General features: G+C 73.8%; 15 protein-coding genes. 10 read left to right on the top strand and 5 right to left on the bottom strand.

The annotated features are described in order from the left end of the window. Positions 1-151 precede the first annotated feature (151 nt). The 6 genes from infB (at position 152) to AC3IYI_RS29195 (ending at position 10,387) form a co-directional block, all read left to right on the top strand. Entirely contained in the window at positions 152-3,322 is a 3,171-nt protein-coding gene (gene infB, locus AC3IYI_RS29170) for a translation initiation factor IF-2 (RefSeq protein ID WP_489406482.1), read from the top strand. 163 nt (positions 3,323-3,485) lie between these two features. Continuing rightward, a complete protein-coding gene (locus tag AC3IYI_RS29175; RefSeq protein WP_030161467.1) occupies positions 3,486-3,779 on the top strand; it encodes a DUF503 domain-containing protein in 294 nt (97 codons plus the stop codon). 27 nt (positions 3,780-3,806) lie between these two features. Beyond that, positions 3,807-4,280 carry a 30S ribosome-binding factor RbfA gene (rbfA, locus tag AC3IYI_RS29180; protein WP_478690277.1) on the top strand — a complete coding sequence of 158 codons (474 nt, stop codon included), beginning with the start codon at positions 3,807-3,809 and terminating at the stop codon, positions 4,278-4,280. Continuing rightward, on the top strand, positions 4,280-5,188 hold the full coding sequence (truB, locus tag AC3IYI_RS29185) for a tRNA pseudouridine(55) synthase TruB (protein ID WP_243337546.1): 909 nt from the start codon (positions 4,280-4,282) through the stop codon (positions 5,186-5,188). The genes rbfA and truB overlap by 1 nt, the downstream gene beginning before the upstream one ends. 292 nt (positions 5,189-5,480) lie before the next feature. After that, complete coding sequence (locus tag AC3IYI_RS29190) at positions 5,481-9,374, top strand: serine protease (protein ID WP_489406483.1); 3,894 nt, start codon at positions 5,481-5,483, stop codon at positions 9,372-9,374. 56 nt (positions 9,375-9,430) lie between these two features. Continuing rightward, positions 9,431-10,387: a bifunctional riboflavin kinase/FAD synthetase gene (locus AC3IYI_RS29195; protein WP_489406484.1), complete on the top strand. Its 957-nt coding sequence runs from the start codon at positions 9,431-9,433 to the stop codon at positions 10,385-10,387. 116 nt (positions 10,388-10,503) lie between these two features. Here AC3IYI_RS29195 and AC3IYI_RS29200 read toward each other — a convergent pair whose 3' ends face one another. The 3 genes from AC3IYI_RS29200 to eccE all read right to left on the bottom strand — a co-directional run bounded on the left by AC3IYI_RS29200 (position 10,504) and on the right by eccE (position 16,458). Beyond that, positions 10,504-13,227, bottom strand: a complete 2,724-nt coding sequence (locus tag AC3IYI_RS29200; RefSeq protein ID WP_489406485.1) for an SCO5717 family growth-regulating ATPase — start codon at positions 13,225-13,227, stop codon at positions 10,504-10,506. 1,174 nt (positions 13,228-14,401) lie between these two features. Further along, positions 14,402-15,100, bottom strand: coding sequence for a hypothetical protein (locus AC3IYI_RS29205; RefSeq protein WP_489406486.1), 699 nt, complete (start codon positions 15,098-15,100; stop codon positions 14,402-14,404). 74 nt (positions 15,101-15,174) lie between these two features. Next, positions 15,175-16,458, bottom strand: a complete 1,284-nt coding sequence (gene eccE / locus AC3IYI_RS29210; RefSeq protein WP_489406487.1) for a type VII secretion protein EccE — start codon at positions 16,456-16,458, stop codon at positions 15,175-15,177. A gap of 260 nt (positions 16,459-16,718) precedes the next feature. On the opposite strand from eccE, the gene eccB reads away from it, so the two are divergent. The 4 genes from eccB (at position 16,719) to AC3IYI_RS29230 (ending at position 20,548) form a co-directional block, all read left to right on the top strand. Continuing rightward, complete coding sequence (eccB, locus tag AC3IYI_RS29215) at positions 16,719-18,326, top strand: type VII secretion protein EccB (RefSeq protein ID WP_489406488.1); 1,608 nt, start codon at positions 16,719-16,721, stop codon at positions 18,324-18,326. Between the two features lie 29 nt (positions 18,327-18,355). Beyond that, a complete protein-coding gene (gene mycP / locus AC3IYI_RS29220) occupies positions 18,356-19,636 on the top strand; it encodes a type VII secretion-associated serine protease mycosin (protein ID WP_489411716.1) in 1,281 nt (426 codons plus the stop codon). Positions 19,637-19,851: 215 nt separating this feature from the next. Beyond that, positions 19,852-20,193 carry a WXG100 family type VII secretion target gene (locus AC3IYI_RS29225; protein ID WP_266881417.1) on the top strand — a complete coding sequence of 114 codons (342 nt, stop codon included), beginning with the start codon at positions 19,852-19,854 and terminating at the stop codon, positions 20,191-20,193. A gap of 46 nt (positions 20,194-20,239) precedes the next feature. Then, complete coding sequence (locus AC3IYI_RS29230) at positions 20,240-20,548, top strand: WXG100 family type VII secretion target (RefSeq protein ID WP_489406489.1); 309 nt, start codon at positions 20,240-20,242, stop codon at positions 20,546-20,548. 109 nt (positions 20,549-20,657) lie between these two features. Here AC3IYI_RS29230 and AC3IYI_RS29235 read toward each other — a convergent pair whose 3' ends face one another. Beyond that, on the bottom strand, positions 20,658-20,903 hold the full coding sequence (locus AC3IYI_RS29235; RefSeq protein WP_243337515.1) for a DUF397 domain-containing protein: 246 nt from the start codon (positions 20,901-20,903) through the stop codon (positions 20,658-20,660). Between the two features lie 135 nt (positions 20,904-21,038). Continuing rightward, positions 21,039-25,016, bottom strand: coding sequence for a type VII secretion protein EccCa (eccCa, locus tag AC3IYI_RS29240; protein WP_489406490.1), 3,978 nt, complete (start codon positions 25,014-25,016; stop codon positions 21,039-21,041). Between the last annotated feature and the right edge of the window lie 82 nt (positions 25,017-25,098).

Consider the following 25,098-nt stretch of genomic DNA (forward strand, 5'->3'; position numbering starts at 1 on the left):
GCACGTAGTACGGCACGGATCACCGTGCGGTCAGGTACCTCGCGAGTTGGAAGTAGGTCGAGATTGCGATGAGCACCCCTCGATGAGTACGCGATGAGTACGAGCATGAAGTAGAGACGGTCCGGCGTAACCCGGACCTAAAAGGAGCGAAGTGGCTAAGGTCCGGGTATACGAACTCGCCAAGGAGTTCGGAGTTGAGAGCAAGGTCGTCATGGCCAAGCTCCAGGAACTCGGTGAGTTCGTCCGTTCGGCGTCCTCGACGATCGAGGCGCCGGTCGTACGCAAGTTGACCGATGCTTTGCAGGGCCCCGGCGGCAACGCCGGCAAGTCCGCTGCGAAGCCGGGTGAGCCCCGCAAGGCCGCCCCCGCCAAGCCCGGGGTTCCCACCCCGGGTGCTGTTGCACGTCCCGCTGCCCCGAAGCCCGGCGCCCCGGCCCCCAAGCCGGTCGTTGCCGAGGCCCCGGCCGTCAGCGCCCCCGCCCCGGTGACCCCGACCGCCGCCCCCGGTGGTCCGCGTCCCGGTCCCAAGGCTCCGGCCGCCCCGAAGCCCGCTCCGGCGGCTCCCGTGGCGACCGAGTTCTCCGCGCCTCCGGCGGCTCCGGCCGCCGCGGCTCCGGCGCGCACCGACCGTCCCGCCGGCCCCGGCGCGACCCCCGGTCCGCGTCCGGCGCAGCAGCGCCCCGAGCGCACCGAGCGTCCGGCGGCCCAGGGCGGCCAGTCCGGCGCCCGTCCCGGCGCCCCGCGTCCGGCCGGTGCCGCTCCGGCGCGTGCCGAGCGTCCCGCAGGTCCCGGTGCCCAGGCACCGCGTCCGCAGGGCGCCCGTCCGGCCGGTCCCCGTCCGGGCAACAACCCGTTCACCTCTGGTGGCTCCACCGGCATGGCGCGCCCGCAGGCGCCCCGTCCGGCCGGCGCTCCGCGTCCCGGTGCCCCCGGCGCCGATCGCGGTCAGGGTGCTCCCCGCCCGCAGGGCGGCCCCGGCGGCGCTCCGCGTCCGCAGGGTGCCGGTGCGGGTCGTCCGACCCCGGGCGGCATGCCCCGCCCGCAGGGCGGCGCTCCGCGTCCGGGTGGTGCCCCCGGTGGTAACCGTCCGAACCCGGGCATGATGCCGCAGCGTCCCGCTGCCGGTGGTCCCGGTCCCCGTCCCGGTGGCGGCCCCGGTGGCCGTGGTCCCGGTGCGGGCGGTCCCCGTCCCGGCGGCGCCGGTGGCGCCGGTCGTCCCGCGGGCGGCGGCTTCGCCGGTCGTCCGGCCGGTCCGGGCTCGCGTCCGGGTGGCGGTGGCGGCTTCGGCGGTCCCCGTCCCGGTGGCGGCGGCTTCGGCGGCGGTCCGGCTGGTGCCGGTGGCGGCGGTCGTCCCGGCTTCGGCGGGCGTCCCGGTGGTCCCGGTGCCCGTGGTGGCACGCAGGGTGCCTTCGGTCGTCCCGGTGGTCCCGCGCGTCGTGGGCGCAAGTCCAAGCGCCAGCGTCGCCAGGAATACGAGGCCATGCAGGCCCCGTCGGTCGGCGGCGTCATGCTGCCGCGTGGTCACGGCGAGACCGTTCGCCTGTCCCGCGGTGCGTCCCTCACCGACTTCGCGGAGAAGATCAACGCCAACCCGGCGTCGCTCGTCGCCGTGATGATGAACCTCGGCGAGATGGTCACTGCCACGCAGTCCGTCTCCGACGAGACCCTCGAAATGCTGGCCGGCGAGATGAACTACGTCGTTCAGATCGTCAGCCCGGAGGAAGAGGACCGCGAGCTCCTCGAGGGCTTCGACATCGAGTTCGGCGAGGACGAGGGCGGCGAGGAATTCCTCATGCCGCGTCCGCCGGTCGTGACCGTCATGGGTCACGTCGACCACGGTAAGACCCGACTGCTCGACGCCATCCGCAAGACGAACGTCGTTGCGGGCGAGGCCGGTGGCATCACGCAGCACATCGGTGCGTACCAGGTCGGTACCGAGGTCAACGGTGAAGAGCGCAAGATCACCTTCATCGACACCCCGGGTCACGAGGCGTTCACCGCCATGCGTGCCCGTGGTGCCAAGTCGACCGACATCGCGATCCTCGTGGTCGCGGCCAACGACGGCGTGATGCCGCAGACGATCGAGGCGCTCAACCACGCCCAGGCCGCCGGCGTTCCGATCGTCGTCGCGGTCAACAAGATCGACGTCGAGGGTGCCGACCCGGTCAAGGTGCGCGGTCAGCTCACCGAGTTCGGTCTGGTCGCCGAGGAGTACGGCGGCGACACGATGTTCGTCGACATCTCCGCCAAGCAGGGTCTGCACATCGACTCCCTGCTCGAGGCCGTCGTCCTCACCGCCGACGCCTCGCTCGACCTGCGTGCCAACCCGGAGCAGGACGCTCAGGGTATTGCGATCGAGTCCCACCTCGACCGCGGCCGCGGTGCCGTTGCCACCGTCCTCGTCCAGCGCGGTACCCTCCGCGTCGGCGACACGATGGTCGTGGGCGACGCCTACGGCCGAGTGCGCGCCATGCTCGACGACAAGGGCAACAACGTCGAGGAAGCGGGTCCCGCGACCCCCGTCCTGGTCCTGGGTCTCACCAACGTCCCCGGCGCCGGCGACAACTTCCTCGTCGTCGACGAGGACCGCACCGCCCGTCAGATCGCCGAGAAGCGTGCTGCGCGTGAGCGCAACGCCAACTTCGCCAAGCGCGTCCGCCGGGTGTCCCTGGAAGACCTCGACTCGGTCCTCAAGGCCGGTCTGGTCCAGGAACTCAACCTCATCATCAAGGGCGACGCGTCCGGTGCGGTCGAGGCTCTCGAGTCCTCGCTGCTCCAGCTCGACGTCGGCGAAGAGGTCGACATCCGCATCCTGCACCGCGGTGTGGGTGCGGTCACCGAGTCCGACATCAACCTGGCGATGGGCTCCGACGCCATCGTCATCGGCTACAACGTCCGTGCGGCCGGCCGTGCCGCGCAGATGGCGGAGCGCGAGGGTGTCGACGTTCGCTACTACTCGGTGATCTACCAGGCCATCGAGGAGATCGAGGCGGCCCTGAAGGGTCTCCTCAAGCCGGAGTACGAAGAGGTCGAGCTCGGTACGGCGGAGGTCCGCGAGGTCTTCCGCTCGTCCAAGCTGGGCAACATCGCCGGTGTCCTCATCCGGTCCGGCGAGGTCAAGCGCAACACCAAGGCGCGGCTCCTGCGCGATGGCAAGGTCATCGCCGAGAGCCTCACCATCTCCGGTCTGCGCCGCTTCAAGGACGACGTCACCGAGATCCGCGAAGGCTTCGAGGGCGGTATCAACCTCGGTAACTTCAACGACATCAAGATCGACGACGTCATCGCGACGTACGAGATGCGCGAGAAGCCCCGCGCGTAAGCGCGAGGCGGTTCGCACCGTGTCGTAGGTAGCTGTAACACCGGGGCCGGTCGGCGGAATATCCGTCGATCGGCCCCGGCCGTTGCGTGTACGGTTCTGATGACCCTGCCGCGCGACGGCCGGCAGGCCACCGAACCCGCACCGGCGGGATATCCGGACCTGCATGTACGTGGGGACTCTGTCCTTCGATCTGCTCCTCGGCGACGTTCACTCGCTGAAGGAGAAACGCTCCGTCGTCCGGCCCATCGTGGCCGAGCTCCAGCGCAAGTTCTCTGTGAGCGCGGCCGAAGTGGGCGACCAGGACCTGCACCGCAGGGCCCGTATAGGGGTCGCTCTGGTGAGTGGGGACACGGGGTTCCTCTCGGATGTACTGGACCGCTGCGAGCGGCTGGTCGCGGCACGTCCGGAAGTGGAGCTGCTGTCGGTACGACGACGGCTCCACGGTGATGAAGACTGACCGCAAGACGAAGAAGGAGACGGACCAGTGGCCGACAATGCGCGGGCGAAGAAGCTGGCGGACCTCATCCGGGAGGTGGTGGCCGAGAAGCTGCAGCGCGGCGTCAAGGACCCCCGCCTCGGTACGCACGTGACCATCACGGACACCAGGGTCACCGGCGACCTGCGGGAGGCCACGGTCTTCTACACGGTGTACGGCGACGACGAGGCGCGAGTCAGTGCGGCAGCGGGCCTGGAGAGCGCCAAGGGCGTACTGCGCTCCGCGGTCGGCCGGGCGGCGCAGACCAAGTTCACGCCGACCCTGACGTTCGTGGCGGACGCCCTTCCGGAGACCGCCAAGAGCATCGAGGACCTCCTCGAGAAGGCGCGCACCTCCGACGCCCAGGTGCGGGAGGTCTCCTCCGGCGCCCAGTACGCCGGCGAGGCCGACCCGTACAAGAAGCCCGACGAGGACGACGCCGACGACGCTGACGCCGACGAAGACGGGGACGCATCCGCGTAATGAGCACCAACGCAGGGAAGACGCCGGACGGCCTGGTCATCGTCGACAAGCCGTCCGGCTTCACTTCGCACGACGTGGTCGCCAAGATGCGCGGGATCGCCAAGACCCGCCGCGTCGGCCACGCCGGCACGCTCGACCCGATGGCGACGGGCGTGCTGGTCCTGGGCGTCGAGAAGGCCACCAAGCTCCTCGGTCACCTCGCGCTCACGGAGAAGGAGTACCTCGGCACCATCCGGCTGGGCCAGAACACCCTGACGGACGACGCCGAGGGCGAGATCACCTCGTCCACGGACGCCACCGGGGTCACCCGGGAGGGCGTGGACGCGGGCATCGCCAAGCTGTCCGGCGCGATCATGCAGGTCCCGTCCAAGGTCAGCGCCATCAAGATCAAGGGCGTGCGCTCCTACAAGCGCGCACGCGACGGCGAGGACTTCGAGATCCCGGCCCGTCCGGTGACCGTCTCCTCGTTCCAGGTGTACGACATGCGGGAGGCGGAGGCCGAGGACGGCACCAAGGTCGTCGACCTCGTCGTCTCCGTGGTCTGCTCCAGCGGTACGTACATCCGCGCGCTCGCGCGGGACCTCGGCGCCGACCTCGGCGTCGGCGGGCACCTCACGGCGCTTCGGCGCACGCGGGTGGGCCCGTACAAGATCGACCGGGCGCGCACGCTCGACCAGCTCCAGGAGGAGCTGACCGTCATGCCGATCGGCGACGCGGCGGCTGCCGCGTTCCCGCGCTGGCAGCTGGACGCCCGGCGGGCGTCACTGCTGGCGAACGGCGTACGGATCGACATGCCGGACGAGTACGAACCGGGCAAGGCGGTCGCGGTCTACGGGCCGGACGGGCAGCTGCTCGGGCTCGTGGAGAGCAAGGGCGGCAAGGCCAAGTCGCTCGCCGTCTTCGTCTGACCGGTCTGATCTGGTTGTCCGGCTCTCCGGCTGTCCGGCTGCCCGGCTGAGACGAGCGTCCGGTCTCCGATTGACGTGGAGCGGTGAGCTCACAGGAACTGCTGCTCACCGCTCCACGACCCCCCTCGGGTAGGTCTCTATCCACCCGGACCCCCTTATTCACCCGTCCGAGCAGGCGCTCGGAGTGAATGGAGGGAGCGTAAGGGGGCGCTTTCGCCACGCGTGCTGTTCCCGCTGATCTTCCTCTGCCTACCGTCGTGCCTACGGGGCACGCGCGGCGGGGAGTGGTGCGGTGACGGCGGAACTGATCAGGATCTGCGATCTCGCCGGGCGGCCGCGGGGGAGCGGGTTCGTCGCGGACGACCGCGGGACGGTGCTCACCAGCCACGAGGCCGTGGACGGACTGGCCCGGGTGGTCCTGCACGGGCCGGCGGCGGGGGAGCGGACCTGGACGGCGGGGGCCTCGGACGTGACCGCGCTGCCGGAGCTGGGGCTCGCGCTCGTACGGAGCGACGGGCTCGGGGTACGGCCGCTGCCGGTCGCGCCGCGGGGGGTGGTCGCTCCCGGGACGTACGTACGGCTGCCCGCGCGGGGCTGGCGCCAGGCGCGGGTGCTCGGCGCGGCCGAGGCCACCTACACGGTCGCCCACACGGCGACGGACCGCTTCCACCTGCTCCCGGCCGCGCTGGAACTGGCCATCGGGACCGACGGGCGCGACGCGCTGCGGCTCGGCGGCGAGGCCTGCGGGGGCCCGGTGCTGGACGCCGGAACCGGAGCGGTGCTCGCGGTCCTGTGCACCGCTCTGCAGGCGGAGCACCGCTCCGGTGGCCTCGCCGTGCCCCTCGCTGCCGCGGCCGCCGCCGATGCGGGCGGCCCCCTCGCCGCGCTGCTGGAGCGCAACGCCGCCACCGTGCCCGGCTACGGCGCCGACCTGAACCTCGCCGGAGCCCTGCAGCTCACCGGGACCACCCTGGGCGCGGCCCTCGCCGCCGGGGGACCGGAGCCGGTGGACCGCCCGGCGATCGCCGCCGAACTCGACGCGTTCACCGCCGGGGACCGCCCGGTCCTCGCCCTGGTCGGCCGCCCCGGCACCGGCCGCACCACCGCCCTCGCCGCCCTGGCGGTCCGCCGCTCCCGCGGCCCGCGCCCGGCCCCGACGCTCTGGCTGCGCGGCGCCGACCTGCGGCCCGACGACACCTCGCTGGCCGACGCGGTGGCGCGGGCACTGACGGAGGCGGGCCGGATCCTGGAGGTGCCGGCCGCCGCCCAGGGGCCGGACCCGGCGTCGGGGCTGGCCGCGCTGGTGGCTTCGGCCGGGCGGGCCCTGCTCGTCGTCCTGGACGGGTCCGAGGAAATGCCGCCGCGGCTCGCGGGCCGGGCCGGGCCGTGGACCGGGGCCACCGCCGCCTGGCTCGGCGCGAGCGGGGCCCGGCTGGTCGTGGCCGCCCGCCCCGAGCACTGGGAGTCGGCCGGGCGGCTCTACCCGCCGCGGATGCTCCGCACCCCGGCCCGTCCGGCCCGGCGGCTGCCGCCGGCGGTCCCGATCGGCGATCTCACCCCCGAGGAAGCGGCGCAGGTCCGGGCCCGGCTGGGGATCCCGGCCGACGCCGTCGCGGCGGCCGACGCCCGGCACCCGCTCACGCTGCGGCTGCTCGCGGAGCTCCGCGCGGCCGGGGTCACCGCGGGCCGTCCGTCGCGCGACGAGGTGTTCGCCGCGCACCTGGACCTGCTGTGCCTGCGCGTGGCCGTCCGGGTGTCGGCCGCGCTGCCGCAGCCCCGTAGACCCGGCGGGGCCGCGGACCCGGCCGGCACCGGCGGGCCGGACATGGCCGGGCCGGGCACGGGCGGGCCGGTCACGGGCGGGCCGGCATGGCCGGACATGGGCGGGGCGGGAGGGCCGGACATGGGCGGGCCGGCATGGCCGGACATGGGCGGGCCGGGAGGGCCGGACATGGGCGGGCCGGCGTGGCCGTACAGGGGAGGGCCGTACACCGGAGGGCCGGACACGGCCGGGGTGTACGGGCCGGGCGCGGGCCGGCTGGCCGCGCGCGTGGCCGGGCGGGTGCACGAGGCCGCGCGGCGCTGTCTGGGGCCGGGGCAGGGGCAGTTGGACCGGGCCTCCTTCGAGGAACTGTTCCCCTGGCGGTCGGGGTGGGCCTCCGCGGTGCTCGCCGAGGGGCTGCTGGTGCCCGCCGGCGAGGGCTACCGCTTCGCCCACGAGGAGTTCGCCGACTGGCTGCAGGCCGCCCACCTGGACCTCCCCGCCGCCCTGGACACCCTGGGCCGGGACGTGCCCCGGCACCGCATCGGTCCCGTGCTGGAGGCCGTGGGCCTGCTTCCGCCCGGGGAGCGGACGGCGGCGCTGGAACGGCTCGTGGCCCTGCTCGGCGAGGACACCGGCCCCGAACCCCGCTGGTGGGCCGCCCGCCTCGTCGGCGAAACCCTCCTGCGCGCCCCCGACGCCACGCCCTGCCTCGCGGTCCTGCACGCCCTGGCCGAGCACCTGGCCCGGCCCGCCCCGGCGGGAGGCACCCCTCCCGGGGCGGACCCGCTGCGCCCGGCGCCGGCCGCGGCGGCCCCGACGCCGGCCGGTTCCGCGGCGTACGCGGGCGCCCTGGGGGGCCCGGGCCCGGCGGGTACCACCGCGTGGGCGGGACCCGGTACCACCGGGCAGCACCCGCGGGTCCCCGCCCGGGGCGGGATCCCGCAGGCCGGCGCGCCGGGTGGGCAGGCCGGGCACCTGCGCCCCGAGGTGGCTGACGGTGCCGCCGCCCGCGCGGGCGGCGGGGGGACCGGCGGGACCACCGAATCCGGCGGCTCGCCCCAGCCCGGTGAGGGCCGGGAGGACGAGGGGGAGTTCGGGGCGTGGTTCTGGACCCGGGTGCGGGTCGCCGAGGAGGACCGGTTCGCGCTGCTGCGGCGGCTGGTGCCCCATGACCACCGCCTTCTCGACGCCGCCGCCCGTCGGCTGGCCCGGGCGCCGCGGCTCGTGCAGCCGCTGCTCTGCGGCTGGTTCCGCGACGAGCGGCGGCTCCTCGGCCGGCCCGGGGCCACCGTCGCCACCGCCGCGCAGGCGCTCCTGCACACCCACCGCAGCCTCGCCGTCGACGACCTCACCGAGGCACTCGTCACCGCCGCGCACCCCCGCGCCGACGAGCTGCTCGCCGTACTCGCCCAGGACGAGCCCTCCGCCCTCAGCCGGGCCGTGGACCGCTGGGCCCACGACGAGCGGCCCGGCCGCCGGGTCGCGGCCGCCGCGTACGGGCCGCTCACCGCCCCGCACGTGAGGACCCCCGCCGACCGCGAGCTGCTGCGCTACGCCGCGCAGGCCCTCCTCGCCCGCCCCGCGGACGCCTCCCTGCACGGCAGCGCCCTCGGGATCCTGCTCCGCGACCCCCAGGTACGGGCCCGCTACCTCCCCGAAGCCCTCGCCTGCTTCCGCGACCCCGGGCGCCGTACGCCGCTGCCCGCCTCCGCGCTGGTCGCCGCGCTCCCCGTGCTGCCCGACCCGGACGCGGTGTTCGCCGCGCTGCGGGAGCGGGCCGACGGGGAAGTGGTGCGCGCCCTGGCCGCGCTGACCACGCCGGGCCTCGCGAGGCGCGCGGCCGACCTCGTACGGGACCACCTGGCGCGGCACCCGCAGGACGCCGCGCACGCCGCCGCGTTCGTGGACCGGCGGCTCGAACAGGGACTGGCCGCCGCCCCCGTGCTCCGCCCGCTCGTACGGGACCTCCTGGGCTCCGGTCCGCCCCCGGTGCGCGCTGCGCTGGCCGGCGTACTGGCCGCCCCGGGAACGGAGTCCTCGTACACGCTCCGTGGAGAGCTGGCGGAGGAACTGCTCCGCGAGGAGCGTGACCCGTCGGTGCTCGACACCTTCCTCGGCGCGCTGGCGGCGGGGGCGGCCACCGGCGCACCGGACCGCACCCGGGACCTGCTGCGACGCACCGGCCGGCAACTGCTGCGGGCCCCGGGCGGCCCGGCCGTCTTCGAGCGGCGCACGGTCGAGCTGGCGCGGGCCGAACCGGCCTTCGGCGCGCTCGTGGCCTCCTGGCTGGAGCGGGCGCCGCAGGAGGCTGCGGCGCTGCTGGGGCCGAGCGCGCGCCGGACGGTCGAGACCCTCGCGAACAGCGCGTCCCCGCCGGACGACGCCGATGATGGGCAGCGGCCACCGGCATGGCAGTCTTAGACCTGCAATCGGCAACCAGGACAGGGCCTACAGGGTTCGGGCGAGGAGCGGTCACAGTGCAGCGCTGGCGTGGCTTGGAGGACATCCCCCAGGACTGGGGACGCGGCGTCGTCACCATCGGCTCCTACGACGGCGTCCACCGGGGTCATCAGCTGATCATCGGACGTGCCGTGGCCAAGGCGCGCGAGCTCGGCGTCCCCTCCGTCGTCGTCACCTTCAGCCCGCACCCGAGCGAGGTCGTCCGCCCCGGCAGCCACCCGCCGATCCTGGCCCCGTACGACCGGCGCGCCGAGCTGATGGCCGGGCTGGGCGTGGACGCGCTGCTGATCCTGCCCTTCACGGCGGAGTTCTCGCAGCTGTCCCCGGCCGACTTCATCGTGAAGGTGCTCGTCGACAAGCTGCACGCGCTGGCGGTCATCGAGGGGCCGAACTTCCGCTTCGGCCACAAGGCCGCGGGCAACGTCGAGTTCCTGCGTCAGCTCGGTGCCACCTACGACTACGAGGTCGAGGTCGTGGACCTGGTGGAGCGCGGCGAGGCGGGGGGCGGCGTGCCGTTCTCCTCCACGCTCGCTCGCAAGCTGGTGGGGCAGGGCGACATGGAGGGCGCGGCCGAGATCCTCGGGCGCCCGCACCGGGTCGAGGGCGTCGTGGTGCGCGGAGCGCAGCGCGGGCGTGAGCTCGGCTACCCGACGGCGAACGTGGAGACGCAGCCGCACACCGCGATCCCGGCCGACGGGGTGTACGCGGGCTGGCTGACGGCGGACGGCGAGCGGATGCCGGCGGCGATCTCGGTCGGCACGAACGTGCAGTTCGACGCGACCGAGCGGACCGTGGAGGCGTACGCGATCGACCGCGTCGGCCTGGACCTGTACGGCATGCACGTGGCCGTCGACTTCCTCGCCTACGTGCGCGGGATGGCGAAGTTCGAGTCGCTGGACGGGCTGCTGGAGGCCATCGCGGACGACGTGAAGCGCGCGCGGGTGCTGACGGACTCGTACGACGCGGAGCACTGACGGCCGTATGGCCTGACGAGCTGACGGCCTGACGAATGGTTGGACAACGGGCGAGGGCCCGTACCGCCCCGGGGATTCCGGGGGCGGTACGGGCCCTCGTGCGTGTGCCGGCTCCGTCAGCCCAGGCGCGGGTCGCGCGGGGGCCCGCCGGGCTGCGGCGGAGCGGGCTGCTGGGGCCAGGGCTGGCCGGGGGTGGGGTAGGGCTGCTGCCCGTACGGGGGTTGCGGCTGCTGGGGCTGCGGCGGCTGCGGGTAGGGCTGCTGGGGCGGCTGCGGCTGGCCCCAGTGGTTCTGGGGCGCTTGCTGCTGGGCGCGGATGAAGTCCTCGGCGACCAGGGCGGAGAGGTTGAAGTAGGCCTCGCGCGTCTTGGGCCGGAGCATGTCGAGGTCGACCTCGGCGCCGGCCGCGAGGTGGTCGTCGAACGGGACCACGACGACACCGCGGCAGCGGGTCTCGAAGTGCCGCACGATGTCCTCGACCTTGATCATCTTGGCGGTCTCGCGGACCCCTGAGATCACGGTGAGGGAGCGCGAGACGAGGTCGGCGTACCCGTGCGCGGAGAGCCAGTCGAGGGTGGTGCTGGCGCTGCTCGCGCCGTCCACCGACGGGGTCGAGATGATGATCAGCTGATCGGCCAGGTCCAGGACCCCGCGCATGGCGGAGTAGAGGAGGCCGGTGCCCGAGTCGGTGAGGATGATCGGGTACTGGCGGCCGAGCGTCTCGATGACGCGGCGGTAGTCCTCGTCGTTGAAGGCCGTCGAGACGGCCGGGTCCACGTCGTTGGCGATGATCTCCAGACCGGAGGGCGCCTGGGAGGTGAACCGGCGGATGTCCATGTACGAGTTCAGGTACGGGATCGCCTGGACCAGGTCCCGGATCGTGGCCCCGGTCTCGCGGCGCACGCGGCGGCCGAGGGTGCCGGCGTCGGGGTTCGCGTCGATGGCCAGGATCTTGTCCTGGCGCTCGGTGGCGAGGGTGGCGCCGAGGGCGGTCGTGGTCGTGGTCTTGCCGACGCCCCCCTTGAGGCTGATCACGGCGATCCGGTAGCACGACATGACCGGGGTGCGGATCAGCTCCAGCTTGCGGCGCCGTTCGGCCTCGGCCGCCTTGCCGCCGAAGCGGAACAGGCCGCCGCCTCCGGAGGCGTTGTTGCCGCTCTTCGCCTTCTGCTTGCCGCGGAGCAGGCGGTCGGAGGACAGCTCGACGGCGGCGGTGTAGCCGAGGGGGGCGCCGCCGGAGGGCTGGGGGGCGCCGTAGCGGGGGTCGTGCCCGTGGGGGCCCTGCGGGCCTTGGGGCCCGTGCGGCCCCTGGGGGCCTTGCTGCCACTGGCCGCCGCGGGAATCGGCGTACTGCTGTTGCTGTTGCTGCTGTGCGGGCGGGGGGAACCCGGGGCCCGGCTGCGGGGTCTGCTGCGCGGGCGGGAATCCGTACCCGGCGTCCGGCGTCTGGGGCCGGGGCTGCGCGGGCGGCAGGATGTCGTACCCGGCCTGGGGATCCGCGGGTGCGGACAACTCCGAGGACCACTGCGGGAGTTCGGTCCCGGACGCCGAGCCGGACGCCGAGCCGGATGCCGAGCCGGATGCCGAGCCGGATGCCGAGCCGGATCCGGTGGATCCCTCGAACGTGTTCGCTGCGCGCGGCGTCGGAATGACCGTCCCCGCCGGGGGAGTGGGCGTACGCACGGCAGCGGGCGGCGTGCCGTGCTCCGCCGCGGCCGGCGCGGACGCGTAGGGGTCGCTCAAGGGGACCCGATCGGCCGGGGACCCGGCGGGCAGGGCGCCGCTCGGATACGCCGCCGGTGCGGCACCCTCCGTGCCTTGCGTGCCTTCCGCACTGGTGGGCGCCGGTGCGTACGACGCCCCCGGGGAGCCCTCTGCGCCCTGTGCGGCCGCAGGCGGGGCGGCGCCCTCGGAACCCGAACCGGCCGGGCTCAGCGGGCCCGACGCGTACGCAGGGTCGGCGGGCGAGGCGTCCTGCGCAGCGGCACCGTCGGCGCGGCCCGGCACGACGCCGGCCGAGGCCGCCGGGTCCGGCGGCAGGTCGGTGCCCGGGGCCGGGGTGTGGGGTGCGGCGGCAAGGTCCGAGGCGGACGGGTACGCCGCGGCGGGGGCACCCGGGTACGACGGCAGTCCGGTGTCCGGGCCGGGCGTGTGGGGCGGGGCGGCGCCGTCCGGAGCCGACGGGTACGACGGCGGGGAGGCGTCCGGTGCCGGGTTGTGGGCCGGGGCGGCGGTGCTGTCCGAGGCCGACGGGTAGGACGGCTGTGCGGAGTCCGGGGCCCTGTCGTAGGCGGGGGCTGGAGTCTCTGAGGCCGACGGGTACGACGGCAGGGCGGCGTCCGGGGCCGGCGTGCGGAGCGGGGCGTCGCTGCCCGGCGTCGACGGGTACGACGGCGGGGCACTGGCCGGGGCCGATGGGTAGAGCGGCGGGACGGCAGTGACCTCGGGCGACGGGTACGGCGAGGCTGAGGTGTCTGCCGCCGGAGCGTACGGTGCGGCCGGGGAGTCCGCGGTCAGCGCCGTGGGCGCGTCGGGGGTTCCTGCGTACGGCATGGCCGGTGCCGGCACCGGTGCGGTCGACGCCGCGCGCGGAGCCGGCGGGGCGATGCGCATCGTCGGAGGGGTCTCCAGGTCCGACGACGGCGGCCGGTGGGGCTCGAAGCCACTGCCTTCGGGCAGTCCCGGGATCGCGGCGGCCGCCGGGGCCGCGCCCTGCGTGTACCAGGCCGGCGGGGTGTAGTCGATGGTGAACTCGCCCGTCAGCTCGGGCTCCGCGTCGGACTGATCGTCCGTCGGGACGTCCCACGTCCCGCCGCGCCTCTCGTTCCGATCGCCGCTCACTGGTCCTCCTGATCTGTCGAACACTGGTCCGGCGTCCCACCGCGCCACGCCGGCGCCCAGCCTAATCGTGTCCCGCAGCGGGTATCCGCCCCCGTCGGCCCGTACCCGAGGTCGACCACGGGCCGGGAGCCGCCTCCATCCTGCCCATACGGCCGGGCCCCCGGCCAATCCCCGCCTCCCCGACCTGCCACATCGCCATGTCCTGCCCGGGTACCGGCCCTGCCGGCCGCGTGCTGCGCTTTGAGGGGCGCCGGCGTGTGCGGGCCGGTCCCAACCCACCCGTTCCCGCTCTGCGGGTCCCCAACCCGCCCGTACTTCCAGGGGGCGGGTTTGTCGGCAGTGCGCGTCGCGGTGCGGTCCGTTGCGGTGTTGCCCGTTCCGGACCGCCGGTTCGGAGCTTGCCTGCTCCTGGCCCGTGGGCCCCGGCTCGGTTCGGCTCGGCTCGGCTCGGCGTGTGCGTGCCCTGTGCGCCGCTCGTGTGGCGTGGGTGGGGCGGCCCTGCGGGGGCGAAGTCCCCTACCCGCCCTTCGCCCGTTCCCCGGGCTCTGCCCGGACCCGGTCCTCAAACGCCGGACGGGCTAAGGATGCCGCTGCGCGGCACACTCCGGCCTCGCCGGCGTTTGAGGCGCGGGTCTGGGGCGGAGCCCCGGGGAACGGGCGAAGGGCGGGTAGGGGACTGGCTCCGCGCAGCGGCCCGAGCCTGCCCCGCGGGGCGCCGGCGGCTACGCGCCCGTCAGTTCCGGACATCAGCGCCGCGCCACCGCCGGTTCGGGCTGTCGGTTCCCGAGCTGTCAGTCTCGGTTCCGTCGGGTCCCCGAACTTCCGCTTCTCACACTGCCGTTACCCGAACTGGCGGTTCTCGGCTTGCCCGCCGGTGACCTGCTCGTTCCCGGCCCGTGAGCAGGCCGGGTGTCCGGTCGTGCGTGCTCTGCCCGATTCCGGCCCTCCGGCCCACGGCCGCCAGCCTCCGGCCCGCCGGCCCGCCGGCCCACGGACGGTCGGTCCGTGGAAATCCCGAGTGCCCCGCACGTGCAGACCCGTCCAACCGGCTTCCCCGAGCGGCGACCCCTCGAACCGGTACCTCCCGAGTGTCCACCCGCGCGACCCAGGGTCCCCCGTGAGGCTGAACCTCGCGGCACCCCGGCTCCCCCCGGCAGGGGATGGCCCCACCTGTTCAGTCGATGCGCCGTGCCGGACCCAGCAGGCCCGTCTCCCCGTCCGTCGGCTGCGTCATCACGAACTGCCGGTCCCGCTCGGTGCACCACAGCGTGACCCCGTCGCCCAGCGTCGGCAGCGACTCCACCGCCGCCGCGGGCAGCCGCATCAGGCGGCCGAGTTGCTCGGCCTCGTCCGGGGAGACCCGCTGGATGCCGACCAGCGAAGCGTTGTTCACCAGTCGGGGGGCCGCCGGGCTCAGGTACGGGAGCAGGGTCAGGACCGACTGCCAGGGTCCCGCTGCCACCCGGCCCCGCGGCGGTCGCATGCCGCAGTCGCGGATCACCAGGACCGGACTGCCCGCCGACGCGCCCTGCGGCGGCACCCGGCCCACGTCGTGCAGGGTCACGCACTGCTGGCCCCCGCCCGCGGCCTGTGCCAGGCCGGACCACACCTGGCCGCGCCCGGTCTCCACCGTCACCCGCGCGCCCGTGGCGGCCGCCCGCAGGGCCAGGACCTGCGCCGTCCAGAGGCCGCCGATCAGCATGACCTCGTACGGTGTCGGCCGGTTGACGCCGAGGACCGCCGGGCGGCCCGCCGAGTCCACGCCGATGACGACCCCGTCGTCCCCGACCGGCAGCGCGAGCGCGTCCAGCTCCGCCGCCTGCACCACGTGCCGCTCCCGGCGCGGGCCGACCAGCCCGAAGCCGCCCCGCACCGAGCCCGTTCCCGAGCCCGTTCCCGTGCTCGACCCCGTGCCCGTTCCCGATCCGGATCCCGATCGAGAGCCCCTCATCGCGCTCCTCCCAGCGGAAGCGACGCCAGCAGCCCCGGCACCTGCTCCCGGTCCAGCCGCACCAGCCCGGCCTTGACTCCCCGAGCCGTCTGTTCCAGTCCGCGCCGTGCGGTGACCAGTTCCTCGTCGCTGCGCCCGGTGACCCGTACGTGTCCGGTCAGTGCGACCTCGTGCCGCGCGGCCGGGGTCATCGTCAGGCTGAAGTTCGTCGCCAGCGCCGGCAGCGAGGTCAACAGCGCGACGAACTGCGGCAGTCCGGCCCCGCTCCCGCCCAGCTGGGGCCAGCGGCTGATCCAGTACGTGGTGTGCCGCCGGTCGTCGCAGCGCCAGGTCCGCGCGGTCTCCTCGGTACGCCGTCCCGTGGCCGCCGACCGCCCCGCCTGGGTGATCGCCATCGGGTTCGCGCACGAGGAAGTGGCCAGCGCGCCCGTCAGTTCCTGCTCCGTGAGCACCGTCGCGCGGAACCCGGCCCCCGCGAGCCTGCTCGCCAACTGGTCCGCGACCCGCACCAGACACCGCTGCGCACCCGGCAGCCCGCCCCCGCGCGCGGTGACCGCGTCGGGGCACAGCTCGGGATCAAGCTTGAGCGCGATCCACGTGAGGCGCACCGCCGGGCTCCCGGTCAGGGCCTGGAGCGGGGCGTAGTTGCGCGTGGCCATCGACTGGGCCGGCAGGTGTGGCGCGGGTGCCGGCTGGGTGTGCTGCACGAGCTGCGCCGACTCCAGCCGGATGCCGTCCACTTCGAGGACGTCCCGTACGAGGGCCAGCGGCAGCGGCCGCGCCGCCCGGTCGGGCCGCAGCGCGGTGGCGTCCATGTCGACCTGGACCACCGCGGTCAGGAAGGTGCCGTCGCCGACCATCCCGACGGGCCGCCGGTCACGGTCCCGCTCCCGTTCGCTGAACGTGAGCGTCCGCAACGCCGGATCGGCCTCGACGAGCGGGGCCAGCCCCGGCTCCGTGCCGGCCGGCACGGCCGTGGAGGCGGCCCGGCGGCGGCGTGCGCGCAGCGCCAGCGCGCCGCCGATCCACTCGGGCAGCGAGCGCCGGTGCCTGCGTACGACCGCGAGCAGGACGAGGACCAGGGCGAGCACACCGGCCGGAGCCAGCAGCAGCGGCTCCACGACCCAGGCAGCCAACAGCGCCGCCGCGGCGACCTGGAGGAGTACGAGCTGTTGCAAGCGGAACGGCCCGAAACGGCCCGGACCGGACTTCGGATGCGGCGTCACTCCGGGGCGCTCGGGTGCGGGCGCCCCGGTCCGCGGCCTCACGGCAGTGGCCATCACTCGCGCACCTCATCTTTCCGGGGTTCGTACCCCTGAGCCCCGGCAGCACGCGCGACAGCCGGCCGCTCGCCCCCGGAATCTCCCCAATCAGCCCCAACACCCCTGTTTCCCCCGGCCCGGAAGGCGTGGAGCGGCTGCCTCACCCTACCCGGCCCCCACCCACCCTCCGTCAAGAGGCATAGTAGGTGGCCGGTCGGACAACAGAGGCCCGGCGACCGTACCCACCGACCGGGCCGTGCGGGGAGAATCAGGCGGCCATGGCCTCACGACGTGACGAGCTCAACGCGTACACCTTTGCCAAGCGACGCACGGTGGCCGCGTTCCTTCAGCCTTCCGCGAGCGGGTCCGAGGAGGGCGCTCCGCGACCGCTGCGCGCCGTCCTGCCCGGTGTGATCACCGCGGCGCTCGTCCTCGCGGCCTTCGGAGCCTGGGGGATGTTCAAGCCGACGGCCCCCAAGGGGTGGGACAGACCCGGTGACTACGTCATCGTCGGCAAGGACTCGACGACCCGCTACGTCGTCCTGACCACCAAGGTCGACGGCAAGGACCAGACGCGGCTGCACCCGGTGCTCAACCTCGCCTCCGCACGGCTGTTGCTCGACCCGAACAAGGCCAAGGTCGTCCAGGTCGCGGACAAGGTGCTGGACGCGGGCAAGCTCCCGCGCGGCCCCATCATCGGCATCCCGTACGCCCCCGACCGGCTGCCCGCCCCGGCGGACGCGGGGAAGGCCAAGCGCTGGGCGGTCTGCCAGCAGCCCGGCGGCAACGGCAAGGGCGTGCAGACGGCCGCCTTCGTCCTGGCCGACCGCGAGGCGAAGCTGATGGACGACCGGCGCCGGCTCTCCGACGCCCAGGCCCTGTACGTCCAGAGCACCGGCCAGGGCAGGGCCCGCTACCTCGTCGACGCGGCGGGCGTGAAGTACAAGTTCCCCGAGGGCACCGCGGACGCGCGCACGATGACCAACGCCCTCGTCGGCGGCAGCGCCGTCCCGCAGCCGGTTACCGAGGAGTGGCTGGCCACCCTCGGCTCCGGCGACGACCTGGCCTTCCCCGAACTGCCGGGCGCCAAGGCCGGGACGGCCGCCGGGGTCAAGGGGCTGTCCAGCAAGGACGACAAGGTCGGCATGGTCCTGAAGGCCGTGACCGGTTCCGGCGCGCAGCACTACCTGGTGCTGCCGGGCAAGGTCGTCCCCGTCTCCGACTTCACGGCCTGGCTGATGATCTCCTCGCCCGCGACCGACCGGCTCGACATGCACGGCAAGCCCCACGAGGTGGACCTCCAGTCCATCAACCCGGACCGCACCCCCTTCAAGGGCAACGCGAAATGGCCGCAGAAGAAGACCGACCGGATCAACGAGGTCCGCGCCGGCGCCTCCGCCGCCGGTTCGGACGGCCGCCGCGACACCGTCTGCAGCGTGCTGCGCTCGGTCGACGCCCAGGGCGACCAGACGCTGAGCACCTGGGCCGGCACCGGATTCCCCGTCGACATCACCGCCAGCGGCACGAGCGCCTACGTCACCCCCGGCACCGGCCTGCTCTACACCCAGGCGCAGGGCCGCCAGACCACCGCGGGCGGAGCGCTCTTCCTCGTCACCGACACCGGCCTGCGGTACGCCGTCCAGGCCAACGGCGACAGCGACGCGGCCCAGCCCTCAACCGGACCGAGCGCGAGCACCGACCAGAGCGCGAGCACCGGCCAGAGCGGGCCGGCCACCTCCGACGGCCGCCCCGCGCCGAGCCAGGCCCAGGCTCGGCTCGGATACGCGGACGTGGTCCCGGTGACGGTGCCGATCGCGTGGTCGGAGTTCCTCTCCAAGGGACCCCGCCTCGACAGCAACTCCGCCCGCCAGCCCCAGGGCTCGTGATGCGGAGCACAGCGATGCCGAGCACGGCCATGCGGAGCACGGGTATCCCGGGCGCAGCGATGCCGCGCACGGGGAAGTCCGCCCTCGCCGCCCTGCTGGCCGCCGCCGCCCTCACGCTGGGCGCGGCGCCGCAGCCCTCGTACGAGAGCCCGCGCGAGCCCTCGTACCCGCTGCGCCTCGCGGGCGCCGGCGAGTGCACCTTCCCGATGAAGAAGCAGATAGAGGACCGGCCCTGGGCGCTCCAGCGGCTGCTGCTCGACGAGCTCTGGGCGCAGACCAAGGGCCGCTCCAAGGACGGCAAGAGCGTCCGCGTGGCCGTCATCGACACCGGCGTCGACCGGGTCAACCCGCAGCTCAGCGACGCCCTCGACATCGGGGCCGGCCGCGACTTCCTCGATGCCAAGGGCGACGGCACCGCGGACACCGTCGGGCACGGCACCAAGGTCGCCGGGCTGATCGCGGCCCGCCCGCAGCCCGGTACCGGCTTCGTCGGGCTCGCCCCCGAGGCCACGATCATCCCCATCCGGCAGAACGACGGGCAGGGCAACGGCAACGCCGAGACCCTGAGCGAGGCCATCACGCACGCCGTGGCCAAGGGCGCCCAGGTCATCAACATCTCGCAGGACACCGAGATCCCTATGACCCAGGACTCCAAGCTCGGCCAGGCCGTCAAGAAGGCCGTGGAGGCCAACGTGGTCGTCATCGCCTCGGCGGGCAACGACGGCCTGACCGGCAAGAAGCGCCGTACCTACCCGGCGGCCTTCCCCGGTGTCCTGGCCGTGGGCTCCTCGGACCGCAACAACGAGCGCGCCGCCTTCTCCCAGCCCGGCTCCTTCGTCGGGATCGCGGCGCCCGGGGTCGACATGGTCTCCACCGTCCCCGGCTTCGGCCAGTGCGTGGACAACGGCACCAGCTTCTCCGCCCCCTACGTCGCCGGGGTCGCCGCCCTGCTGCGCGCCAAGCATCCCGAGTGGACCGCGCAGGAGGTGATCTGGCAGCTCCAGAACACCGCCGAGCGGTCCGTGAAGGGCCACGACGACTACGTGGGCTGGGGCGTGGTCGACCCGGTCCGCGCGCTCACCCAGTCCGCCGTGGGGGCCGAGCGTCCCAAGACCCCCGTAGCGGACCCCGGACCGCCCCGCGCGGCGGCCCCGGAACCGGCCGTGATGCACACGAGCGAGACGGCGCGCGAACGTGACGAGCGGCTCGGCACGTACGCGCTGGGGATCGGCGGCGTACTCATCGCGGTGATCGCCGGGACCGCGACGGTGGTCCGGGACGCCCGGAACCGCAGGCGCCGTTTGCAGTGAACGGTCACGGTTCATCAACAGATCCCCAAGGGCTGTGTTGGGTCGCGCCGATCAACTGACTACAGTGTTCGGAGGCTTCACGACTGTGATCGGGGATTGTGCGTGAAGCGGAGGGGGATCCGGGGGCGCGTGGCTGAAAACCGCCCTCTCGTAGTACCGCTCCGCCGCGCGATCCGCCGGTTCTGTCTGGCGAATTGAGAGATGAGGAGCTTCGGATGACCAACAATTTCGGACTCGCTGATGACCCGGTAAAGCAGGCACTGAACAAGATTTCGGAGACCGCCGACAGCGTCACCCGGCAGTCCCGGGAGCTGGCGGACATCCTCGCCACCGTCAGCGCGGGCTGGACCGGTGTGGGTGCGTCGGGGTTCACCTCCGCGCAGACCGTCGTCAACGAGGACCACGACGAGATCCGCCGGCTGCTCGGCGTCCTGCACAACGCGGTCGGGCAGACCAAGAACCTGAGCAACGCGCAGGACGATGACGTGGTCTCGGCGTTCCAGTCGGTCAAGGCCTCCAGCGGCGGTGGCAACACCTCCGCCCTGAACGGCATCTGACCCGCTTCCCCACCCACCTGCCCAGCCCCGTGCGAAGGAGAAGAGCATGACCGCGAACGACGGGCACACCAAGGTCCAGTACGAGAGCCTCCAGGGGATGGCGGACCGCATCCGCATCGTCTCGGACAACATCAAGAAGGACCTCGACGAGATGGGTGCGGCCCTGACGGTCGTCACCGACACCTGGGACGGCGAGGCGCACCTCCAGTACGTCGAGCTGCAGCGCAAGTACAACGGCAAGGCCGACCACATGCGCGCCCAGCTGCGCCAGGTCGCGGACCTGATCGAGCGCGGCAAGAACGACTACCGCGCCACCGACGTGAAGGCCTCGCGCCTGTTCACCGAGGCCTACTGAGCCGGACTGCGTGCCACGCGGCACGTGACACGAGGAAGGGGCGCGCCCGCACCGGGCGCGCCCCTTCCTCTGTCCACGGAGGCCGTACGGGCCCTCGTGCGGCCCGGTCCTAGCGCGGACCCCGGTCGAGATCGAACTCCCCGTCCCTGGCCCCGAGTACGAACGCCTCCCACTCGGCCGCGGTGTAGCGCAGCACCGTGTCCCGGTCCAGCGAGGACCGCATCGCCACCGCCCCCTCGGGCAGCCGGGCGATCTCGACCCGCTCCTCGTCGGGAGAGGTACCGGGCGGGCCCTCCCACTCGACGCCGCTGATGTCGAGCCCGTACAGCTCGTCCTTCTCCTGCTGAGTGCCCATGCGCGGCCTCTCCCTCGGTGGTGCGGTCCCTGCCGATTATCGAGGGTGACCGGCCGCGCGCGGGAGGCTTTCCGGAACCCTCCGGCACTCCTCCCGCACGCGCCCCGTGCCCGGCCCCCGTCCTACAGCCCCGTCCTACAGCCCCGGCATCCGCCCGATCTGGATCAGCGAGGTCCCGCGCTTGCGCGAGACGAAGGAGGCCCGGCCCGGAGGCATGGGGCGCGGCCGCACGTTGCCGACCAGATCGCCCTCGGACGGATCGCCGGACAGCACCACGCCCTGCGCGCCCAGCTCCTTGATCCGCTGCATGAACGGCTCGTACAGCGCGCGCGAGGCACCCGCCGAGCTGCGCGCGATCACGAAGCGCACACCCGTGTCCCGGGCGAACGGCAGGAACTCCACCAGCTGCGTCAGCGGATTGCCCTGACTCGTGGCCACCAGATCGAAGTCGTCGATGATGATGAACACGTCCGGGCCGGTCCACCAGCTGCGGTCGCGCAACTGCTGAGGAGTGACGTCCTGCGGCGGCTGGCGGCGGGCGAACACCCCGGCCAGCGCCTCCATGTGCATCTGCAGGGAGCTCGCCATCGGCGCGTACTCCAGCAGGTGCTCCTCCGGCAGCGCACCGAGCAGGCTGCGCCGGTAGTCGCCGACCACCAGCCGTGCCCGGTCCGGGCCGTAGCGCTCCGAGATCCGCTGCGCGATGAGCCGCAGCAGGTTGGTCTTGCCCGACTCGCTCTCGCCGAACACGAGGAGGAAGGGGTCGGTCTCGAAGTCGACGAACACCGGCTCCAGCTCGGTCTCGTCGATGCCGATCGCGATCCCGCGCTCCGGGTACTCCGCGCCCTTCGGGAGCTGGTCGGCGTGGAGCAGCCGCGGCAGCAGCCGTACGCCGGGGGCCGCCTGGCCCGTCCAGTTCTGCTTCACGGCGTCCACGAAGGCGGCCGTGGCCTCCGACAGGTCCTCCGCCGCGTGCGAGCCGTCGACCCTCGGCAGCGCGCCCAGGAAGTGCAGCTTCTCCGCGACCTGGCCGCGGCCCGGCATCCCCGTCGGCACGTTCGCCGCGACCTTGCGGTCGAACTCGGAGTCCATGACATCGCCGAGGCGCAGCTCCAGCCGGCTGAGGATCTGGTCCTTCAGCGCGGCCCGGACCTCCATGTACCGGGCGACCGTGATCACCACGTGGATGCCGTATCCCAGCCCGCGGGACGCGATGTCGGTGACGACCTGCTCCAGGGCCTCGTACTCGCCCCGGAAGCCGCCCCAGCCGTCGACGACCAGGAACACGTCGCCCCAGGCCTCCCCGGGCAGCTCGCCCGCGGCCCGCCGGCGCCGGTAGGTGCCGATCGAGTCGATGCCGTTCGCGCGGAAGAACTCCTCGCGCCGGCGCAGCACTCCGGCCACCTCCGCGACCGTGCGCCGCACCCGCTCCGGGTCCAGCCGGGACGCGATCCCGCCCACGTGCGGCAGTTCGGCCAGCGAGGACAGACCGCCGCCGCCGAAGTCCAGCCCGTAGAACTGCACCTCGCGCGGGGTGTGCGTCAGCGCGAACGAGGAGATCAGCGTCCGCATCAGCGTGGACTTGCCCGACTGCGGACCGCCGACCACCATCATGTGGCCCGCCGCACCCGAGAAGTCCCGGTACAGCACCTCGCGCCGCTGCTCGAACGGCTTGTCGATGAGCCCGAGCGGTACGACCAGCCCGCCCGGCCGCGTGTACCCCTCCGCGTGCAGCCCCCGCTCCGCGCTCGGCGCCAGCGCCGGCAGCAGCTGATCCAGCGGCGGAGCCTGGTCCAGCGGCGGCAGCCACACCTGGTGCGCCGGCACCCCCTGCCCCTCCAGCCGCCCCACGATCACGTCCAGCACCGTGTCCGCCAGCGCGTCGTCCCCGGCCCGCGCCTCCTGCTCCGCCCGCGCCGACAGGTACGCCGGGTCCGGAGCCGCGTACACCACCGGCACCGGCGCCGCCGTGAACAGCACCGGCCGCCGCTCCACCGGAAACATCCCGACCGACAGGTCCGGGCCGCCCGAGCGGTAGGTGCCCGAGACGTACGCCGCCTTGAAGCGCGTCATCTCGTCCGTACCGAACTTCAGGTAGCCCGAACCGGGCACCGACGGCAGGTGGTAGGCGTCCGGCACGCCGATCGCGGTCCGCGACTCCGCCGCCGAGAAGGTCCGCAGACCGATCCGGTACGACAGGTACGTGTCCAGCCCGCGCAGCTTGCCCTCCTCCAGCCGCTGCGAGGCCAGCAGCAGGTGCACGCCCAGCGACCGGCCGATGCGGCCGATCTGGATGAACATGTCGATGAAGTCCGGCTTCGCGGTCAGCAGTTCGGAGAACTCGTCGATGACCAGCACCAGCGAGGCCAGCGGCTCCAGCGGAGCACCGGCCGCGCGGGCCTTCTCGTAGTCGTGGATGTTCGCGTAGTTGCCCGCCGAGCGCAGCAGCTCCTGCCGGCGCTGCAGCTCGCCGCGGATCGAGTCGCCCATGCGGTCCACGAGCGTCAGGTCGTCCGCCAGGTTCGTGATGACCGCCGCGACGTGCGGCATCTGCCCCATCCCGGTGAAGGTCGCACCGCCCTTGAAGTCGGCGAGTACGAAGTTCAGCGTCTCCGAGGTGTGCGTGACGGCCAGCCCCAGCACCAGCGTGCGCAGCAGCTCCGACTTGCCCGAACCGGTCGCGCCCACGCACAGCCCGTGCGGGCCCATGCCCTCCTGCGCGGCCTCCTTCAGGTCCAGCATCACCGGGGAGCCGTCCTCGCCGACCCCGATCGGCACGCGCAGCCGCTCGCCGGCGGAGCGCGGCCGCCAGGTCCGGGCCACGTCCACGGCGGCCGCGTCGCCCAGGTTCAGCAGGTCGGTGAAGTCCAGATTGGCGAGCAGCGGCTCGTCCTCGTCCCCGCCGCCCGTCCGCAGCGGCGCCAGCTGCCGGGCCAGCGCCTCGGCCGCCGGCAGCGACAGGGTGTCCGGCAGACCCTCGTAGGCGAAGCCCGCACCCGACTCCAGCCGCAGCCGGCCAGGCCGCACCACGACCGACAGTCCGCCGCGCGCCTCGTCCAGCTCGCCCGCCACCACCTCGACGACGGTGACCCCCTGCAGACCCTCGGCCGCGGCGAACACCGAGTCCGGCGGCACCAGACCCCCGCGGGAACCCGAGTCCAGTACGAGGACCACGTGCGGCTGGTCCAGCACCGGGGAGCCCTCCCGGCTGAACCGGGGCCGCCCCTCCAGCCGGGAACCGAGCAGCCCCTCCAGCTCACCGAGGTCGTCGCCGAACAGCCGCTTCGTGCCGGCCCCGTCGATCTGACCCGGCACCTGGGTGTGCGGCAGCCACTTCACCCAGTCCCACTCCGCCACCGCGCCCGGCGCCGCCACCACGGCCACCATCAGGTCCTCGGGGGAGTGCAGCGTCGCCAGTTGCGCCACCAGCGCCCGCGCGGTGCCCCGCGCCGACTCGGGCTCCCCGGAGACCGTCACGTGGTAGAACGCCCGCAACGACATCGCCATCGGCAGCCCGTCCAGCGAGGAGTGCACCCGCAGGAACCGCTGCATGGCGCCCGCCGTCAGCGGCTCCAGCTCGTCCACCGGCGCCGTGTCCGGAGCCACCAGCGGGGTCGCCAGGCGCTGCGCGCCCAGCCCCAGCCGGGCCTGCCCGAAGTCCGCGTCGCCGACCCGGCGCTCCCACAGGCGCGAACCCTCGGCGACCACCGACCACAACTGCTCAGGAGCCGGGTGCAGATACAGCTGCGCGTCACGCTGTGCCCGCGCGGTCCTGCGTACCTGACGGCGGGTTTGGGCCAGGTACTTGAGGTAGTCCCGCCGGATGTCGGCCATCTGCCCCTGCGTACCGCGCCGGTGCCGCACCAACTGGGCCACCAGCATGCCCACCGTCGACACCATCATCAGCACGCCCATGATGCGCATGAACGGCGCGGCACCCGGCATGAAGAAGAAGACGGCGGACGAGCCCATCCCGAGCATCGGGAGGAGCTGCATCAGCACGCCCTCCTGCTGCCCGCGGGGGAGTTCCGGCGGTGCCTCGAGCCTCAGTTCGTCCGAAGGGACTTCGGGCGGCAGCGACCGGGGCGGACGTTTGACGACGATCTGGCTCACCGGAGCATCAATCCCTCGAAAACAGACGGGACGTCGCAACCGGCGCCCTCAAGTCCCGGGCGCGAAGGGGGTCTCCTTCGCA

The organism is Streptomyces sp. GL_148 (assembly GCF_057834205.1).

Coding starts and splice junctions, on each gene's coding strand:
- AC3IYI_RS29235 (WP_243337515.1), bottom strand. CDS start 20,903: ATGGGCACTCAGCAGGAGAAGGACGAGCTGTACGGGCTCGACATCAGC.
- eccB (WP_489406488.1), top strand. CDS start 16,719: ATGGCCTCACGACGTGACGAGCTCAACGCGTACACCTTTGCCAAGCGA.
- mycP (WP_489411716.1), top strand. CDS start 18,356: ATGCGGAGCACGGGTATCCCGGGCGCAGCGATGCCGCGCACGGGGAAG.
- AC3IYI_RS29230 (WP_489406489.1), top strand. CDS start 20,240: ATGACCGCGAACGACGGGCACACCAAGGTCCAGTACGAGAGCCTCCAG.
- truB (WP_243337546.1), top strand. CDS start 4,280: ATGAGCACCAACGCAGGGAAGACGCCGGACGGCCTGGTCATCGTCGAC.
- AC3IYI_RS29225 (WP_266881417.1), top strand. CDS start 19,852: ATGACCAACAATTTCGGACTCGCTGATGACCCGGTAAAGCAGGCACTG.
- AC3IYI_RS29175 (WP_030161467.1), top strand. CDS start 3,486: ATGTACGTGGGGACTCTGTCCTTCGATCTGCTCCTCGGCGACGTTCAC.
- eccE (WP_489406487.1), bottom strand. CDS start 16,458: ATGGCCACTGCCGTGAGGCCGCGGACCGGGGCGCCCGCACCCGAGCGC.